This is a genomic window from Ferdinandcohnia sp. Marseille-Q9671 (assembly GCF_976954385.1).
This window is the reverse complement of record NZ_CDRJTA010000004.1, coordinates 940,018-956,723: the sequence shown is the minus strand read 5'-3', so window position 1 is coordinate 956,723 and position 16,706 is coordinate 940,018. Positions and strand designations below refer to the sequence as shown.

Sequence of the window (16,706 nt, the reverse complement as noted above, 5' to 3'; positions counted from 1 at the left end):
CTCCTTATAGCTCTTCAACTATAATATTTTGGTTTGTATATACACATATCTCGCTAGCAATTTCTAATGAAGCTTGTGCGATTTCCCTAGCTGTTAAGTGATCACCTGAATATTTTTTCAACGCACGTCCAGCTGAGAGAGCATAATTTCCTCCTGATCCAATGGCTAAGATTCCATCATCGGGTTCAATTACCTCACCAGTACCAGAAATAAGCAACAAGTCCTTTTCGTCCATTACAATTAGCATTGCTTCTAGTTTACGAAGGACTTTGTCACTTCTCCATTCCTTTGCAAGTTCTACGGCAGCTCTCTGTAAATTACCATTGAATTCCTCTAAACGCCCCTCAAACATTTCAAAAAGAGTGAAGGCATCTGCTACAGAACCAGCAAATCCAGCAATGACCCTTCCTTGAAATAGCTTTCGCACCTTTTTAGCTGTATGCTTCATAACAACAGCATTCCCGAAGGTTACTTGACCATCTCCTGCCATTGCCGAGTTCCCTTTATGTTTAACAGCGAATATTGTAGTTGCATGAAAATTTGACATTTCGTCTAACTACCTCCTTATGCACGTGGATGTGAGGACATATAAATATTTCGTAAATGATCCTTTGTAACGTGTGTATAAACCTGTGTGGACGAAAGATTTTCGTGACCAAGTAACTCTTGAACAGACCTCATATCTGCGCCCTCGTTTAGTAGGTGTGTAGCAAATGTATGTCTAAGTACGTGTGGACTAATATGTATTGTCGAAGAGGTCTTTTTAATCATATTATTTAAAATTAACCTAACCCCTCTAGGCGTCAAGGGTCCACCCCGAAAATTTAAGAATAAGTGGTTTGTATGTACTTGCGCTTTTACTGCTAGTTCATTACGACCTTCAGAAATATAACTCGTTAATGCGTCTTCCGCATAACTACCAAAAGGAACATAGCGTTGCTTATTTCCTTTTCCATGAACAAAGACGGTACCTAAGGAAAAGTCCAAATCCTGTAGTGTGAGTTGACAACATTCACTAACACGAATCCCAGTCGCATATAATAATTCTAGTATAGCCTGATCCCGTTGACCTAAACTTGTCGTAACATCTGAGACTCCAAAAAGCTTTTCCAATTCTTCCTCATATAAAAAATGAGGGAGTTTTTGTTCCCTTTTTGGTAATGAAACCAACGCAAAAGGATTATGGGTGATTAGCTTTTCTTTTAAAAGATAGTTAAAAAAACTACGCAATGTTGAAATCTTTTTAGCTACAGTACGTCTAGCATATTGTTTCTTATACAACTCAGTTAAATACAAACGTACATCTAAATATTCTACTTCAGACAAATTCGAAATGGTTTCCCGCTCCAAAAACAAGAAAAAGTGTTCGATAGATTGCTCATAATGAACAATAGTATATTCTGAATAATTTTTTTCTATTTGTAAATATTCTTTGAATAACTGTAACGATTTGTTCACATTTTCCAATATTTTCACCTCACAAGGGCTACTAAATATTATCACAATTTAGTAGCCCTTGCAAATAAAAACTCTGATTTTTTTACAAAATTCTGAATTGTGTTCAATAGGTAAAAAAAGATGAATTTCTAAAATAACTAGTAAAGTGGTGAGCAGCTTTTTGTGCTCACCACTTCATGTTATTTTTGTGCTTCTTCTTTAAAATCACAAGTAACACATTGTACCTGTATACCTTTTTTAAGCTTTTTCTCAACTAGCAGACCTTCACATTTAGGACATTTCCTTGGAAGTGGCTTATCCCATGATAAAAAGTCACATTCAGGAAATTGATCACAGCCATAAAAGATTCTTCTCTTCTTACTCTTTCTCTCAACAATGTTTCCTTTTTCACACTTAGGACATGGAACACCGATTTCCTTAACGATTGGTTTTGTATTGCGACATTCAGGGAAATTTGAGCACGCCATAAATTTTCCATAACGCCCCATTTTAAATACCATTGGGTGGCCACAGTTTTCACAATCCACTCCAGCTGGTTCATCCTTTATTTCTACTTCCTTCATTTCTTCTTCGGCAACTTGTAAACTCTTTTCAAAATCCTTATAGAAATCATTAATGATAGAAATCCACTCTACTTTTCCATCTTCAATCTCATCTAGATCATGTTCCATTTTAGCTGTGAACTTTACATCTAATATTTGAGGGAAAAATTCTAGTATTAAACTATCAATGATTTCACCTAATTCAGTAGGAATGAAGCGTTTATTATCTAAAGAAACATATCCTCTTTTTTGAATGGTATCTAAGGTTGGTGCATAAGTAGATGGTCTACCTATTCCTAATTCTTCAAGGGTTCTAACGAGTCTTGCCTCTGTATATCTAGGAGGTGGCTGAGTGAAATGTTGTTTAGGATCAACATCCTTAGAAAAAACAGTATCCCCTTTTTCTAAGTCAGGTAGCATGTTTTCTTTTTCTTCAATATTATCATCAGTACCCTCAACATAGACTTTCATAAATCCAGGGAATTTCACCTTTGACCCTGTAGCTCTGAATACGACATCCCCGTTGTTCAGATTGACACTCATTGTATCCATGATAGCCGATGCCATTTGGCTTGCTAAAAAACGTTCCCAAATCAATTTATATAATCGAAACTGATCTCGACTTAGGTATTGTTTTACACTACTCGGTTCTCTAAAAACAGAAGTAGGTCGAATCGCTTCATGAGCATCTTGTGTATTTGTACCCTTTTTTTCTTTTCTCTTTGTATCCGATATGAATTGATTCCCAAATGTGCTTTCGATATATTGTGAAGACTCTTGGATAGCCGTCTCTGAAACCCTTGTTGAATCCGTACGCATATACGTAATTAAACCAACAGTTCCATCTTTTCCAAGATCAATTCCTTCATATAATTGCTGCGCAAGCATCATCGTCTTCTTGGCACGGAAATTTAATTTTCGAGCAGCTTCCTGCTGTAAAGAAGAAGTAATAAAAGCAGGTGCAGGGTTTCTTTTACGTTCTTTCTTCGTAACTGAGGTGATAGAAAATGAGTTCCCCTCAATGGTAGCAAGTACCTTCTTAACCTCATCTTCATTATTCAACTCTACCTTCTTACCATTTAAGCCATAGAACTGCCCCTCAAATTGTTCATTACCCTTTATGAAGTCTGCTTTAATGGTCCAATATTCTTCAGGTTCAAACTTTTGAATCTCTTGTTCTCTTTCAATGACAAGTCTAAGCGCAACAGATTGAACTCTTCCAGCACTTAATCCTTTTTTAACCTTTTTCCAAAGTAGTGGGCTGATATTGTACCCTACTAATCTGTCAAGAACTCTTCGTGCTTGTTGTGCATCTACAAGGTCAGTGTTTATTGGACGCGGATGCTTGAATGATTCTTTAATCGCATCCTTGGTAATCTCGTTAAATACTACACGACAATCAGATGTTATATCTAGGTCAAGACTATGAGCCAAATGCCAAGCAATCGCTTCCCCTTCGCGATCCGGGTCAGCTGCTAGATATATTTTCTTCGCCTTTTTCGCAGCAGTTTTTAGTTCTTTTAGGACAGGTCCCTTGCCTCGAATTGTAATATATTTTGGTTCAAATTGATTACCTACATCCACACCCATTTGACTTCTTGGTAGGTCACGAATATGACCCATTGAAGCTTTTACTTTATATTTTTTCCCTAAGTATTTTTCGATTGTTTTTGCTTTTGCTGGTGATTCAACTATGACTAGATAGTCCGACATGTATCGCTTCCTCCTTGGAGGTAAAATAATTTTTCAATTTTATGATCAAATTAGACTCAGCGGCAAAACTTCTTTTTAAACTGAAGAATCCGCCAGAGACTTTATCTTTATTCAGCAGTGTTTGAACTTCCGCTTAATAAAGTTAAATCTTACCTATTATTAAATAATAATGTTTAGTTTGTCAAACCGTTCTTATGATTTTTATACATTTTTATACTTCTTTTTATCTTTAAATATGTATTTCAGATAGAATATCTCCGCTTGTGAGTACCAATTTTGCCCCTGTTTGTATCAATTTATTTGTGCCTACACAAGAAGGTTCTAAAATCGAACCTGGAACAGCAAAAACTTCTCTCCCTTGGTTTAAGGCTTGATCAGCTGTTATCAATGAGCCACTTTTCTCCTTAGCTTCCACAACTAACGTGCCATGCGTCAACCCACTGATAATTCGATTTCGCATAGGAAAATGCCATTTTTCAGGTCTCGTATTTGGGGGATACTCAGAAATTAGTATATGATTTTGAGTTATTGTAGTTGCTAATTCTCTGTTTTCTTGAGGATATATATGATGCAGGCCACCTGCAATTACCGCAATCGTTTTGCCATTATAATTGATTGCTAGTTGATGTGCCATCGTATCAATTCCACGTGCCAAACCACTAACCAATACCCAATCTTGCCTTATTAAAGGTACTAAAAGCGTTGTCATACTTTGTTTACTAGTGGCTGTTGGAGTTCGTGAGCCAACAACACTAAGTAATTTATCGCTATTTAATAATGCATTGTCACCTGACGTATACAAAACCCAAGGCGGATCATAGATTTGCTTGAGAAGACGAGGATATTCATTATCGAAAATGGTTATTATCCCCACATTGTTATTGCTATATTGTTTTAGCATACTTTGGATTGTTAAAGAATGCAAATCTTTTAAAAAAATATTCATTTGGTATTTGGATAATGGAAGAATTTTTTCATAGTAGGTTGAGGGGATATTATATATAGAAGAAAGTGTAGGGTCATGTTGCAGGATTCGAAAAATTGACTTCCAGCCAATGCCTCGACAATGGTGCAGATGTATTAAATTTTCACGAAAGTTGTCCATGCGGTCTCCTTTATTCATCACAAAGAGACAGTTCCTTTGAGGAGAACTGTCTCTTTTCATTTTATTAGTGAGTTTTACATTTTTCGTATAAGCCTTTTTCTTTTAAAACAGAAATTAATGTTTCACCCATTACAGATGGTGTTTCAGCAACTTTAATTCCACATTCATTCATTGTTTTGATCTTTTCAGCAGCAGTTCCCTTACCACCTGAAATAATCGCACCAGCATGACCCATACGCTTTCCTGGAGGTGCAGTTTGACCACCGATGAATCCTACTACTGGCTTAGTCATATTAGCTTTTACCCATTCAGCAGCTTCTTCTTCAGCTGTACCACCGATTTCACCAATCATGATTACAGCATATGTTTCTTCGTCTTCATTAAATGCCTTTAGTACATCAATGAAATTTGTTCCGTTAACTGGGTCTCCACCAATACCAACAGCTGTAGTTTGACCAATACCAGCTTGAGTTAATTGATGAACAGCTTCATATGTTAATGTTCCAGAGCGAGATACTACGCCTACATGGCCTTTTTTATGAATGTAACCAGGCATGATACCAATTTTACATTCGTCAGCTGTAATTACACCTGGGCAGTTAGGACCAACTAAACGAGTCTTTTTCCCTTCCATGTAACGCTTTACTTTTACCATATCTAATACTGGAATATGTTCAGTAATACAGATTGCTAGATCAAGCTCTGCATCAACTGCTTCAATAATAGCATCAGCAGCAAATGGCGCTGGTACATAGATTACTGATGCAGTTGCGCCTGTTTGGTCTACTGCTTCTTTCACAGTATTGAATACAGGAACTCCTTCTACTTCAGTTCCACCTTTACCTGGAGACGTACCTCCCACGATTTTTGTACCATATTCAAGCATTTGTTTTGTATGGAATAATGCCGTTGCTCCAGTTATCCCCTGAACAATTACTTTTGTATCTTTATTAATAAAAACACTCATGTTTGTCCCCTGCCTTTCTATCCTACTAGTGATACGATTTTTTGTGCACCGTCTGCCATTGACTCAGCAGCAGTAATATTAAGACCAGATTCTTGTAAAATCTTTTTACCTAAGTCTACGTTTGTTCCTTCAAGACGTACAACTAGAGGAATTTCCAAGCCTACTTCTTTCGTTGCAGCTACAACACCTTCAGCAATAACATCACACTTCATAATTCCACCAAAGATATTTACAAAAATACCTTTAACGTTTTCATCAGATAGAATAATTTTAAAAGCTTCTGTTACTTTCTCAGCAGTTGCGCCGCCCCCAACATCAAGGAAGTTTGCGGGATCTCCACCATAATGCTTAATAATATCCATGGTAGACATTGCAAGTCCAGCTCCATTTACCATACAACCGATGTTTCCATCAAGTGAAATATAGCTTAGGTCATATTTAGAAGCTTCAATTTCCTTTACATCCTCTTCGTCTAAGTCACGATACTCTAATACGTCCTTTTGACGGTATAATGCATTGGAATCGAAGTTAAGTTTCGCATCAAGTGCCATTACTTTACCATCCCCTGTTACAACTAACGGGTTGATTTCAGCAATAGAGCAATCTTTTTCAACAAATGCTGTGTATAACGCTGTCATAAATTTAACAGCCTGATTTACTAGTTCTTTTGGAATATTAATGTTAAAAGCGATTCGACGGGCTTGGAATGGTAATAAACCTACTACTGGATCAATCGTTTCTTTGAAAATCTTTTCAGGAGTCTTTTCAGCAACCTCTTCGATTTCCGTTCCACCTTCTTCAGAAGCCATTAAAACTACGCGAGAAGTTGCACGATCTAGTACTAGTCCAATATAGTACTCTTTTTTGATATCGCATCCTTCTTCAATTAGAAGACGCTTCACTTCTTTACCTTCTGGTCCTGTTTGGTGTGTAACAAGTGTTTTTCCAAGAATTTCGTTTGCATATGTGCGAACTTCATCTAGGTTTTTTGCAACTTTTACGCCACCAGCCTTACCGCGTCCCCCTGCGTGAATTTGTGCTTTTACAACACAAACTTGTGTTCCGAGTTCTTTTGCCGCTTCAACAGCCTCTTCAACCGTGAATGCAACCTTTCCATTTGGAACAGCTACCCCGTATTTTCTGAGGATCTCTTTCCCTTGATACTCATGGATATTCATTTCCCATCCTCCATTCTTATGTAAAAAAAGTAAAAATTCTAATGCGCCTTCATTTATTTGCGCCCAGAGTATGAAATCTGAGGCAACTACCAAAGGCTTTAACTCTACTCAGTCTAGGTTTGAATTTGTGCTACTATTTTTCACATTCATCGAACCAAAATAAAAGTTTACGAGTGTTACTGAATAAAGTTAAGAATGTCAGTCCAAATGTTATTATACATTTTCTTTTTGAAACTTTCTATGACAATTATAATTTTTCTAAAAAATCTAATTGTTAACGAAAGCTAGTTTTATTACTTACGTAATAGTCAAGTCTTTACATTACTGTAGGCAAGACAAAAACAGACTGCGCTTTCATTTTATAACTAGATTTTCTAATTGTCTACCATTTAGAACGAATTTGTCTTATTTTCCGACAAAATAAATTATATTAACAAACTATTTTTCAGCATTTTCAAGATCACGATCAACATTGTAAATAAAAGCAAAAACCTCAGCGACGACTTGAAACAGGTCTTCAGGTATAGCGTTATTCACTTGTAGTTTGTTTAATAACTCTACTAAATTCGTATCCTCTTTGATTGGGATTTTATGCTCTTTGGCCATTTCAATGATAGTATCTGCAATTATACCTCTTCCTTTTGCAACAACCTTTGGCTCTGAATCCACTTTCTCATCGTAGGATAGTGCAACAGCTTTTGTCTCTAAAATCTGGTGGCTCTTCTTCATATTTTCACATCTACCTTTTCATGAGATTCTCGAGATTTTACTAAATTTGAGTAACTATCCTTATCCATTTTTTCAACAATTTTTATTGATGAAAGCTTATAACCATGATTTTCAATTTGCGATTGAAAGGTAGGTTTTAACGCATCGATTATGTACCTTAATCCTGGTGTTTGATTATAGATTGAAATGGATAAAATGCGGTTTTGGACCTTAACATCAATAACTACTTCTTTCATACTTTTTAATTCTAAGAAAAAAAGAAGATGACAAAAATCAGTGTCAATTTTCCCATTCTTCTTTTTTCCTGACATTTGGATTCTACCATTCATAAAGTACTTATTTGCCTGATGCAGAGAAATAGATTGGTTTAGGATTTGATCAGAATTATTTGATGTAATTTCAATTGTATCGGTAAGTGCTCCAAATTTATTCTTTCCTGTACTTTCGGTCCTTTCGTCTTTAAATACTTCCTTTAACCCTACTAGGTCCCCGAGAGGTTTTAAGACCTTTGGTTGACTGTGCATATGACCTGGAAGGTTATCGAACATTTTAAACGTATCATTTCGAAACAATATATCAATTAGATTAATTGGTTTCATTTGCTATTCCTCTATGATCAGCTCTCGAATGGGTGCAAAAGAACGTCGATGTTCTTCTGTCACACCATGTTTCTGTAACGCCTCAAGATGGAAAGTAGTACCATAACCCATATGCTTTTCAAACCCATATTGAGGGTAGGTATGAGATAAACGTTCCATTAGACGGTCTCTTGTAACTTTCGCAATAACCGAACTTGCTGCGATTGACACACTCTTTGCATCACCTTTAATGATAGACGTTTGAGGTATATTGATTGGAAGTTTCATTGCATCTACTAGAATATGGTCAGGAGTCTCAGACAATCCAAGAACCGCTTTTTTCATCGCCTGTTTCGTAGCTTCATAAATATTTATCTCATCAATGATTTTCGCAGGAATAATCCCGATTCCAACCGAAATCGCACACTCTGAAATTTGGCTAAATAATTCCTCTCTTTTTCGCTCGGTCAACTTTTTTGAATCGTTTAGCCCTGGTATATAAGCGTCCTGAGGTAAGATGACAGCTGCGGCTACTACAGGTCCTGCTAATGGCCCGCGACCCACCTCATCTACTCCAGCAATAAACCTATTTCCTTCTTGGTAGAGTAATTGTTCGTATCGGGACATCTCTATGTATTGATGTTCTAACGCCTTTTCATCGGCCCTGTTCTTTTTCCAACGTTGTAATAGAGTTTGTACGCCTTTTCGATTATCCTGTTCGAATTTTATAAATAATTCATCCTGTTCGTCACGTATCATTGCTAGTATTTTTTCAATTTCCTTAATTGTAAATTGTGACATTCTTTCACCTTCGATTTCATTCTTTACGTATTATATCGGCTATTTTTGAAAAAAGTAAAGGCTCGCTAATGCGCGAGCCTCGTTTACATATCTGGCTTCTCAAATGTAAGCCTTCCTAATTTCTCAGATCTGATTTCTCGAATAATTAATTCAGCTGTTTTGTCATAGTCAGTTATACCACCCGACATCATACAACCTCTAAGCTTCGCAATTTCATCAAATAGCTCAACAATATCCTCAGGGATTTCAGCAAGATTAAAGCGCTCTGTTAATCGTTCTGGATAGTTATGCTTTAAGAAACGCAATGCGTACACAGCAATATCTTGTAGGTTTAAGATTGTATCTTTAATTGCACCTGTGGTCGCTAATTTCAATCCAACCTCTTGGTCCTCGAATTTAGGCCATAGAATACCGGGTGTATCAAGTAGCTCTAATTCTTTTCCTACCTTTATCCATTGCTGCGCCTTAGTGATACCTGGGCGATTACCTGTTTGTGCAATATTTTTATTAGCTAACCGATTAATCAAGGTTGACTTACCAACATTTGGAATTCCAACAATTAATGCTCTAATAGCACGCGGTCTTATCCCTTTTGCTGCCATCTTGTCGAATTTCTCTTGTAATATAACCTTTGCTTCTGCGACAATTTGCTTCATGCCATTCCCAGACTGTGAATTAATTGCTAAGGCAGGAATACCATTTTCTTTATAATAGGAGATCCACTCCTTTGTAATCTGTGGGTCTGCCATATCAGCCTTATTTAGTAACAGAAGTCTCGGTTTGTTCTTAATAATTTCATCTATCATCGGATTTCTTGATGATGCAGGTATTCGGGCATCAACTAATTCAAATACAATATCAATTAGTGATAATTTTTCTGTTACCTGTCTTCTAGCTTTTGCCATGTGGCCTGGAAACCATTGAATAGTCAAACATTCTCACCAACTTATACGGGTAATTTACTAAAAAGTTAATTCGCTCTCCTCATTACAAGGGAGCTAGTCCATCAATATTACATTGTTTCGTATCAAACTCCGAAGACTTATTCCACGATACCAAAGTCTGATAATGGCCAATAGATTAAACTCGTTTCCCCTAATACCTCGCTAATAGGAACAGGTCCTATATGACGGGAATCTTTGCTGTATCTCCGATTGTCCCCCATAACAAAAAGATGTCCTTCTGGAACTTCTTCAAATACGAACGGGTCAGTTAGTGGCCCATCGATAAGGTTCTTCTTGTAATCAGCTAAATAGGGCTCATCATAGGATTCACCATTGATATAGAGAATATCATTCTTATATTCAATTCTATCACCTGGCAATCCAATTACTCGCTTAATATAATCCTTTTCTACGGTTGCGTGGAAGACAACAATATCAAAGCGATCTGGTTCTCCGACTTTATATCCTATCTTATTGACTATCATTCGGTCTTGGTGATGCAGGGTGGGCATCATTGATAGCCCGTCTACTACAATTGGCGCAAAGAAAAAATAACGTATAACTGCTGCCAAAATAACAGCAATCGCTAACGCCTTAATCCATTCCCAAAGTTCATTTTTTTGTTTGGCCATCATTGCTCCTCCACTTGTTCTTATCTCTATTACTAGTCTCTATATCTAAAACCATTATTATGTAATCAATTGAAGTGGATAACTTCTGTTGAATAAAGGTACTACTACCATTATAAATTTTATCGACACAAATGTAAAAGGAGCTTGTTACTTTTATACAAGCTCCTTTCAGGTTTATTATCGAATTTCTTTAATACGTGCTTTTTTACCACGAAGTTCACGTAAGTAGTATAATTTCGCACGGCGTACTTTACCACGACGAACTACTTCAAGCTTCGCAATTTTCGGTGTATGCACTGGGAATGTACGTTCAACACCAACTCCGTAAGATACCTTACGAACTGTGAATGTTTCGCTGATTCCTCCACCACGACGCTTAATCACAACACCTTCGTATACCTGAATACGTTCACGAGTACCCTCGACAACTTTCACGTGTACACGTACAGTATCACCAGGACGGAATTCAGGAAGGTCAGTTCTTAATTGTTCTTTTGTGATTTCTTCAATAATATGTTGCATCGTCTTTTCAACTCCTTCCAACAGATGCTCTTACCAATATTCATTCATTGCAGCGGAACATCTTAATAAGACAAAAGAGCAATTATGCCCAAGTCACAAAGAGTATGATACCATAACGGCACTATAGTTGCAATAGTTACTCTGGATTTGATTCAAATTCTTTTATCCACTTTTCTTGTTTTGATGTCAGCTCATAGCTTTTAAGTAAATCAGGTCGTCTTTGAAATGTTCGGCGTAGCGATTCTTTCTCACGCCAGTCTTCAATATGCGAGTGGTTACCGGAAAGTAATACATCAGGAACTGCCATTCCTCTAAAATTTGCTGGTCTAGTATAGTGAGGATGTTCTAGCAATCCACTACTATGTGAATCGAGAACAGGAGAGTCCTCGTTTCCTAGCACACCAGGTAGTAAGCGCACAACGCTATCAGATATGACCATAGCTCCAAGCTCTCCGCCAGTCAGTACAAAATCTCCGATTGAGATTTCTTCTGTAATAAGGTTCTCGCGAATTCGTTCATCATACCCTTCATAATGACCACAAACAAAGATTAAATGCTCTTCCTTAGCAAGTTCTTCCGCTTTTTTTTGGGTAAATTTCTCCCCCTGTGGACAAAGAAGGATCACTTTCGGTTTTGAAGTAGTTTGACTGGTTAAATCCTCTACTGCATCAAAGATAGGCTGTGGCATTAATACCATTCCCGCTCCTCCACCATATGGATAGTCATCTACCTTTTGATGCTTGTTATCCGCATATTCTCGAAAGTTAATAATCCTAAATGACACCTTATCTTTTTCCTGTGCCTTTTTTAGGATTGACTCACCTAACACTCCAGTAAACATGTTTGGAAAAAGAGTTAGAATATCGATTTTCATCCTAAATTAATCCTTCCATAAGGTGAATTTTTATATTTTTTTCTTCAATATCGATTTCTTTAACAATCTCATCAATAAAAGGAATTAGTATTTCTTTTCCCTTTGCTCCCTTTACTACCCAAACATCATTTGCTCCAGGGGTTAATATTTCCTTAATCGTTCCTAATTCTTCTCCTTCATCTGTGACAACTTTGCAACCAATAATTTCATGGAAATAATACTCTCCTTCTTCCAATTCACCTAGTTGACTTTCATGAATTTTGACTATAGACCCTTTAAATGGCTCTACTTCATTTACATTATCATATCCCTCAAAGGTAAGTAGATCGAAGTTTTTGTGAGTTCTATATGATTTTACGGTAACTTCTATAGGTTCCTTATCTGGTGAAAATATGTGCAGCGTATTTCCGACTTGATATCTTTCTTCAGGGAAATCCGTTCTTGAAATAATCCGTACCTCACCTTTAATACCATGCGTGTTCACAATTTTCCCTACATTGTACCATTTGTCCATTTCTTTTCACCCCTAGCGAATTTCTTCAACGATACCTTCTTTAATTACAATTGTTCGTGCGGTTGTTACTTCATCCCAATTATCTCCTACATTTATATCAATAATCGATTGTACTTCCTTATCTTTAAATTCACTACCTACAGGTAGCATATGTATTTGTTCCATCTGAAAAACAATATGTTTGACTTTTTCCTGCCTAGCGTCTATTTCGCTTGTAAAATACAACTTTATTTTAGAAGGATCATACTTTTTAAGCTTCTCCATCTTCTTTAGTTCGAATTTTAGCTGTTCACACTCTTTTTGGAGCTGGTCTTTGCTACTTTGTAATGAATATAATAGCTTTTTCTTACTATTTTCAGTTAGGATTTGTTTGATTTCAACTGTTTGGATGATTTTCACACCGACACAACTCCTACCATTTAATATAGAAAAAAAGGGGAGGTTGCCCCCACCCTTTTTCTATGTTCTGTGTAGCTACAGCGGCTAGAAACTCGAGAATCTTCAACTCCTCCAGCAGAAGCAAAAAACGCTTCTTCGTCGGAGTATCCATATTTCTCGTTTCTGAACAAGCCGCTTTCACATTTCATGTCATTCGTTAATTTCTAGATGAATTCGTTTATTATGTCCAGTTCCTGCTGCATAAACAACAGTTCTGATCGCTTTTATAACACGACCTTGTTTCCCGATTACCTTCCCCATATCTTCCTTATTTACTGATAGCAGATAAGTGATACTGCGGTCGTCAGATGTTTCAGTGACTTCTACATCCTCGGGACGATCAACAAGCGGCTGTACGATTGTCTTAATTAACTCTTTCATCTGTAAGTTATCCATTACTTACCGTTTTTTGCGTTATGGAATTTCTCCATAATACCTTGTTTCGAGAACAAGTTACGTACTGTGTCAGATGGTTTTGCACCATTTTGTAACCATTTTAATGCTAATTCTTCGTCAATTTTAACCTCTGCAGGTTGAACAACTGGATTATAAGTTCCAACTGTTTCGATTTGACGTCCATCACGTGGAGAACGAGAATCAGCTACTACAATACGATAAAAAGGAGATTTTTTTGCTCCCATGCGTTTTAAACGAATTTTTACTGCCATTTAATATAGCACCTCCGAAAATATTTCAACAAGATATAATATTAACTGTTCCAAATGTGTTTGTAAAGTGTTTTTTCTTTACATCTATGAAATGGTTATTATTACTACATTTTTAATAGAAAAGCGCAAGGCGCTCGTTCATCAGCGACAAGCATAAGAAAAGCGCTGACAGAAGGCTTTTTTTGCCTTCAGAAGCGATTGACTAGCTAGTGAGCCGAAAGCGCCTGAAGCTAGTCAAAACTAAGTATTACATAAAAGGAAATTTCATTCCTTTTTTCTTACCTTTTGACATATTCGTCATTTGCTTCATCATCTTCTTCATGTCTTCAAATTGCTTTAAGAGACGATTTACTTCTTGAACAGTACGACCGCTTCCCTTTGCAATCCTTTTCTTGCGACTTGAATTTATGATTTCAGGTTGTTCTCTTTCCATTTTTGTCATGGATTTGATAATCGCTTCCACATGACCAATTTGTTTGTCATCAACCTGAACATTTTTTAAACCCTTCATTTTGTTTGCACCTGGTAACATACCAAGAATCTCATCAAGTGGACCCATTTTACGAACCTGTGCTAACTGATCGAGGAAATCATCAAATGTAAAGGACATTGACTTGAATTTTTTTTCAAGTTCTTTTGCTTTATCTTCGTCAACTGAAGCTTGGGCTTTTTCAATTAGAGAAAGAACGTCACCCATTCCTAAAATACGAGATGCCATTCGTTCTGGATGGAATGCTTCAATTGCATCCATCTTTTCTCCAAGACCCACAAATTTAATTGGAGTATCTGTAACTGCTTTGACAGATAATGCAGCACCACCACGGGTGTCTCCATCAAGCTTAGTCAACACAACTCCTGTTAATCCTAGTAAATCATTAAAACTTTGTGCAACATTGACTGCATCCTGCCCTGTCATTGCATCAACAACAAGAAAAATCTCATCAGGTTTTGCCACTTCTTTTACCTGTTTAAGCTCTTCCATCAGCTCTTCATCGATGTGTAAGCGACCAGCTGTATCAATTAATACATAATCATGATGGTCTTCTCTTGCTTTTTCTATAGCTTGTTTCGCAATTTCTACAGGACTTACCTTATCTCCAAGGGAAAATACAGGCATACTAAGTTGTTTCCCAAGAGTTTGTAATTGATCAATAGCAGCCGGACGGTATATGTCTGCAGCTACGAGCAATGGTTTACGGTTATGTTTTTTTCGCAAAAGATTAGCAAGCTTACCAGTAGTAGTTGTTTTACCTGCACCTTGTAAACCAACCATCATAATAACAGTTGGTGATTTTTTGGCGACAGCAATTTTACTCTGTTCTCCGCCCATAAGTGCTGTAAGCTCTTCTTGAACGACTTTGATAACCTGTTGTCCAGGAGTTAAGCTTTTCATAACTTCTTGTCCAACAGCTCTTTCACTAACACGCTTTACAAAATCTTTAACAACCTTGAAGTTAACGTCAGCTTCTAATAAAGCAAGACGAACCTCTCGCATCATTTCCTTTACATCGGATTCTGATACTTTTCCTTTGCCTCGAATTTTCTGAAGTGTTCCTTGCAGTCGGTCGGCTAACCCTTCAAATGCCATCTTTGCCGCCCCCTATTCTAATTTCTCAAGCAACTGTATCACATTTTTAAGCTCTTCGCTATCATCATATACATGAGAAAGTTTCCTTAGCTCTGTAATAAGTTTCCTTCGCTCTTGAAATTTCTGAAATAGTAACAGTTTTTCCTCATACTCTTCAAGCATTGTTTCTGTTCGTTTGATATTGTCATATACAGCTTGACGACTTATCTGATATTCCTCTGCTATTTCACCAAGGGAAAAGTCCTCTAAGTAATATAAAGACATATAGCTTCTTTGCTTAGGTGTTAACAACGATTGATAGAAATCAAAGAGATAATTCATTCTCGTTGTTTTTTCAAGCATAGTATCTCCCCCTTGTTAAGTGAAATACCTTTACAATTCACTAGTTTACAGATTAAATGATAGATTGTCAAGCTGTTTTACTTTACAAAAAAAGAACCAGAAATTGGCTCTTTTTTATATATTATTCTTCTGTTTTCTCTACTAAATCCGCAAACAATCCATAAACGTATTGTTCTGCATCAAACTCTTGAAGGTCATCTACCTTTTCTCCGAGTCCTACTAGTTTTACTGGTATGTGTAATTCATTACGGATAGCTAAGACAATTCCTCCTTTAGCTGTTCCATCTAACTTTGTTAATACAATACCCGTTACATCTGTCGCTTCTGAGAAGGTTTTTGCTTGCGTCAAGGCATTTTGTCCTGTTGTAGCATCAAGTACTAATAAGACCTCATGTGGGGCACCAGGTAGTTCACGTTCAATAACACGTTTTACTTTTTCTAGCTCCTTCATTAGGTTTACTTTGTTTTGTAAGCGACCAGCTGTATCACAAATTAACACGTCGACATTCCGTGATTTTGCTGCTTGAACTGCGTCATACATGACTGCAGCCGGATCAGAACCTTCTGACTGCTTGATGACATCAACTCCAACTCGTTCTCCCCATACTTCTAGCTGTTGTATTGCCCCTGCACGAAAGGTATCTCCAGCAGCCAATAGTACTGATTTCCCTTCATTTTTAAGTCGATTTGCAATTTTCCCGATTGAAGTTGTCTTACCAGCTCCATTAACCCCCACAACTAAGATGACAGTTAATTCATCATCTTGTATGTTTAATTTAGGAGACTGTTCCTCACTTCCCTTGTAGATGTCAACCAACTTCTCTGAAATAACACTCTGAACTTCTTTTGTATCCTGGATGTTTCTTCGCTTTACTTCCATTTTTAATTCATCGATAAGTTCCATAACTGTCGAAACCCCTACATCGGCTGCAATTAATATCTCTTCAAGCTCTTCAAAAAAGTCTTCATCCACTTTGCGGTAACGAGCTACGAGGTCATTCACTCGCTCAGAGAAAGAATTACGGGTCTTAGAAAGACCATCCTTAAATTTTTCAGTAACGGAATCGGCTTGATTAGCAATTTTTTCTTTTAACTTCTTAAAAAAACTCATGT

General features: G+C 37.0%; 20 protein-coding genes. All 20 read right to left on the bottom strand.

All coding sequences use genetic code 11. The features are described from left to right. Positions 1-4 precede the first annotated feature (4 nt). The 20 genes from hslV to ftsY all read right to left on the bottom strand — a co-directional run bounded on the left by hslV (position 5) and on the right by ftsY (position 16,704). Positions 5-547, bottom strand: coding sequence for an ATP-dependent protease subunit HslV (gene hslV, locus ACWNMY_RS19990; RefSeq protein ID WP_449539999.1), 543 nt, complete (start codon positions 545-547; stop codon positions 5-7). 17 nt (positions 548-564) lie between these two features. Next, positions 565-1,467: a tyrosine recombinase XerC gene (gene xerC, locus ACWNMY_RS19985; protein ID WP_449539998.1), complete on the bottom strand. Its 903-nt coding sequence runs from the start codon at positions 1,465-1,467 to the stop codon at positions 565-567. A 170-nt stretch (positions 1,468-1,637) separates the two neighbouring features. Next, a complete protein-coding gene (gene topA / locus ACWNMY_RS19980; RefSeq protein WP_449539997.1) occupies positions 1,638-3,713 on the bottom strand; it encodes a type I DNA topoisomerase in 2,076 nt (691 codons plus the stop codon). Positions 3,714-3,942: 229 nt separating this feature from the next. Next, a complete protein-coding gene (dprA, locus tag ACWNMY_RS19975; protein ID WP_449539996.1) occupies positions 3,943-4,818 on the bottom strand; it encodes a DNA-processing protein DprA in 876 nt (291 codons plus the stop codon). A 64-nt stretch (positions 4,819-4,882) separates the two neighbouring features. Beyond that, positions 4,883-5,785: a succinate--CoA ligase subunit alpha gene (gene sucD, locus ACWNMY_RS19970; RefSeq protein ID WP_449539995.1), complete on the bottom strand. Its 903-nt coding sequence runs from the start codon at positions 5,783-5,785 to the stop codon at positions 4,883-4,885. 17 nt (positions 5,786-5,802) lie between these two features. After that, positions 5,803-6,963 carry an ADP-forming succinate--CoA ligase subunit beta gene (gene sucC, locus ACWNMY_RS19965; protein ID WP_449539994.1) on the bottom strand — a complete coding sequence of 387 codons (1,161 nt, stop codon included), beginning with the start codon at positions 6,961-6,963 and terminating at the stop codon, positions 5,803-5,805. Between the two features lie 438 nt (positions 6,964-7,401). Continuing rightward, positions 7,402-7,692 (bottom strand): EscU/YscU/HrcU family type III secretion system export apparatus switch protein, encoded by a 291-nt coding sequence (locus tag ACWNMY_RS19960; protein ID WP_449539993.1) that lies wholly within the window; start codon positions 7,690-7,692, stop codon positions 7,402-7,404. Beyond that, positions 7,689-8,291: a hypothetical protein gene (locus tag ACWNMY_RS19955; protein WP_449539992.1), complete on the bottom strand. Its 603-nt coding sequence runs from the start codon at positions 8,289-8,291 to the stop codon at positions 7,689-7,691. The genes ACWNMY_RS19960 and ACWNMY_RS19955 overlap by 4 nt, the downstream gene beginning before the upstream one ends. 3 nt (positions 8,292-8,294) lie before the next feature. Continuing rightward, positions 8,295-9,071: a ribonuclease HII gene (locus tag ACWNMY_RS19950; RefSeq protein WP_449539991.1), complete on the bottom strand. Its 777-nt coding sequence runs from the start codon at positions 9,069-9,071 to the stop codon at positions 8,295-8,297. 83 nt (positions 9,072-9,154) lie between these two features. Further along, a complete protein-coding gene (gene ylqF, locus ACWNMY_RS19945; protein WP_449539990.1) occupies positions 9,155-10,003 on the bottom strand; it encodes a ribosome biogenesis GTPase YlqF in 849 nt (282 codons plus the stop codon). A 110-nt stretch (positions 10,004-10,113) separates the two neighbouring features. Then, positions 10,114-10,647: a signal peptidase I gene (gene lepB / locus ACWNMY_RS19940; RefSeq protein ID WP_449539989.1), complete on the bottom strand. Its 534-nt coding sequence runs from the start codon at positions 10,645-10,647 to the stop codon at positions 10,114-10,116. Positions 10,648-10,824: 177 nt separating this feature from the next. Next, the gene (rplS, locus tag ACWNMY_RS19935; protein WP_449539988.1) at positions 10,825-11,169 is read right to left on the bottom strand and encodes a 50S ribosomal protein L19; all 345 of its coding nucleotides are present in this window, start codon (positions 11,167-11,169) and stop codon (positions 10,825-10,827) included. 136 nt (positions 11,170-11,305) lie between these two features. Then, on the bottom strand, positions 11,306-12,043 hold the full coding sequence (gene trmD, locus ACWNMY_RS19930) for a tRNA (guanosine(37)-N1)-methyltransferase TrmD (RefSeq protein WP_449539987.1): 738 nt from the start codon (positions 12,041-12,043) through the stop codon (positions 11,306-11,308). Between the two features lies 1 nt (position 12,044). Next, complete coding sequence (rimM, locus tag ACWNMY_RS19925) at positions 12,045-12,557, bottom strand: ribosome maturation factor RimM (protein WP_449539986.1); 513 nt, start codon at positions 12,555-12,557, stop codon at positions 12,045-12,047. A gap of 12 nt (positions 12,558-12,569) precedes the next feature. Continuing rightward, the gene (locus ACWNMY_RS19920; RefSeq protein ID WP_449539985.1) at positions 12,570-12,956 is read right to left on the bottom strand and encodes a YlqD family protein; all 387 of its coding nucleotides are present in this window, start codon (positions 12,954-12,956) and stop codon (positions 12,570-12,572) included. A gap of 189 nt (positions 12,957-13,145) precedes the next feature. Then, on the bottom strand, positions 13,146-13,376 hold the full coding sequence (locus ACWNMY_RS19915; RefSeq protein ID WP_449539984.1) for a KH domain-containing protein: 231 nt from the start codon (positions 13,374-13,376) through the stop codon (positions 13,146-13,148). 14 nt (positions 13,377-13,390) lie between these two features. Beyond that, complete coding sequence (gene rpsP / locus ACWNMY_RS19910; RefSeq protein WP_077617792.1) at positions 13,391-13,663, bottom strand: 30S ribosomal protein S16; 273 nt, start codon at positions 13,661-13,663, stop codon at positions 13,391-13,393. 247 nt (positions 13,664-13,910) lie between these two features. Then, positions 13,911-15,251 carry a signal recognition particle protein gene (gene ffh / locus ACWNMY_RS19905; protein WP_449539983.1) on the bottom strand — a complete coding sequence of 447 codons (1,341 nt, stop codon included), beginning with the start codon at positions 15,249-15,251 and terminating at the stop codon, positions 13,911-13,913. A gap of 12 nt (positions 15,252-15,263) precedes the next feature. Beyond that, entirely contained in the window at positions 15,264-15,593 is a 330-nt protein-coding gene (locus ACWNMY_RS19900; protein ID WP_449539982.1) for a putative DNA-binding protein, read from the bottom strand. A gap of 121 nt (positions 15,594-15,714) precedes the next feature. Further along, the gene (ftsY, locus tag ACWNMY_RS19895; protein ID WP_449539981.1) at positions 15,715-16,704 is read right to left on the bottom strand and encodes a signal recognition particle-docking protein FtsY; all 990 of its coding nucleotides are present in this window, start codon (positions 16,702-16,704) and stop codon (positions 15,715-15,717) included. Between the last annotated feature and the right edge of the window lie 2 nt (positions 16,705-16,706).

What these genes read in the sequence shown, in the direction of transcription:
- ACWNMY_RS19950 (WP_449539991.1), bottom strand. Translation starts at nt 9,071, where the DNA reads ATGTCACAATTTACAATTAAGGAAATTGAAAAAATACTAGCAATGATA.
- ffh (WP_449539983.1), bottom strand. Translation starts at nt 15,251, where the DNA reads ATGGCATTTGAAGGGTTAGCCGACCGACTGCAAGGAACACTTCAGAAA.
- rimM (WP_449539986.1), bottom strand. Translation starts at nt 12,557, where the DNA reads ATGGACAAATGGTACAATGTAGGGAAAATTGTGAACACGCATGGTATT.
- topA (WP_449539997.1), bottom strand. Translation starts at nt 3,713, where the DNA reads ATGTCGGACTATCTAGTCATAGTTGAATCACCAGCAAAAGCAAAAACA.
- ftsY (WP_449539981.1), bottom strand. Translation starts at nt 16,704, where the DNA reads ATGAGTTTTTTTAAGAAGTTAAAAGAAAAAATTGCTAATCAAGCCGAT.
- ACWNMY_RS19915 (WP_449539984.1), bottom strand. Translation starts at nt 13,376, where the DNA reads ATGAAAGAGTTAATTAAGACAATCGTACAGCCGCTTGTTGATCGTCCC.
- sucD (WP_449539995.1), bottom strand. Translation starts at nt 5,785, where the DNA reads ATGAGTGTTTTTATTAATAAAGATACAAAAGTAATTGTTCAGGGGATA.
- ACWNMY_RS19960 (WP_449539993.1), bottom strand. Translation starts at nt 7,692, where the DNA reads ATGAAGAAGAGCCACCAGATTTTAGAGACAAAAGCTGTTGCACTATCC.
- dprA (WP_449539996.1), bottom strand. Translation starts at nt 4,818, where the DNA reads ATGGACAACTTTCGTGAAAATTTAATACATCTGCACCATTGTCGAGGC.
- rplS (WP_449539988.1), bottom strand. Translation starts at nt 11,169, where the DNA reads ATGCAACATATTATTGAAGAAATCACAAAAGAACAATTAAGAACTGAC.
- ACWNMY_RS19900 (WP_449539982.1), bottom strand. Translation starts at nt 15,593, where the DNA reads ATGCTTGAAAAAACAACGAGAATGAATTATCTCTTTGATTTCTATCAA.
- lepB (WP_449539989.1), bottom strand. Translation starts at nt 10,647, where the DNA reads ATGGCCAAACAAAAAAATGAACTTTGGGAATGGATTAAGGCGTTAGCG.
- ACWNMY_RS19955 (WP_449539992.1), bottom strand. Translation starts at nt 8,291, where the DNA reads ATGAAACCAATTAATCTAATTGATATATTGTTTCGAAATGATACGTTT.
- rpsP (WP_077617792.1), bottom strand. Translation starts at nt 13,663, where the DNA reads ATGGCAGTAAAAATTCGTTTAAAACGCATGGGAGCAAAAAAATCTCCT.
- hslV (WP_449539999.1), bottom strand. Translation starts at nt 547, where the DNA reads ATGTCAAATTTTCATGCAACTACAATATTCGCTGTTAAACATAAAGGG.
- sucC (WP_449539994.1), bottom strand. Translation starts at nt 6,963, where the DNA reads ATGAATATCCATGAGTATCAAGGGAAAGAGATCCTCAGAAAATACGGG.
- trmD (WP_449539987.1), bottom strand. Translation starts at nt 12,043, where the DNA reads ATGAAAATCGATATTCTAACTCTTTTTCCAAACATGTTTACTGGAGTG.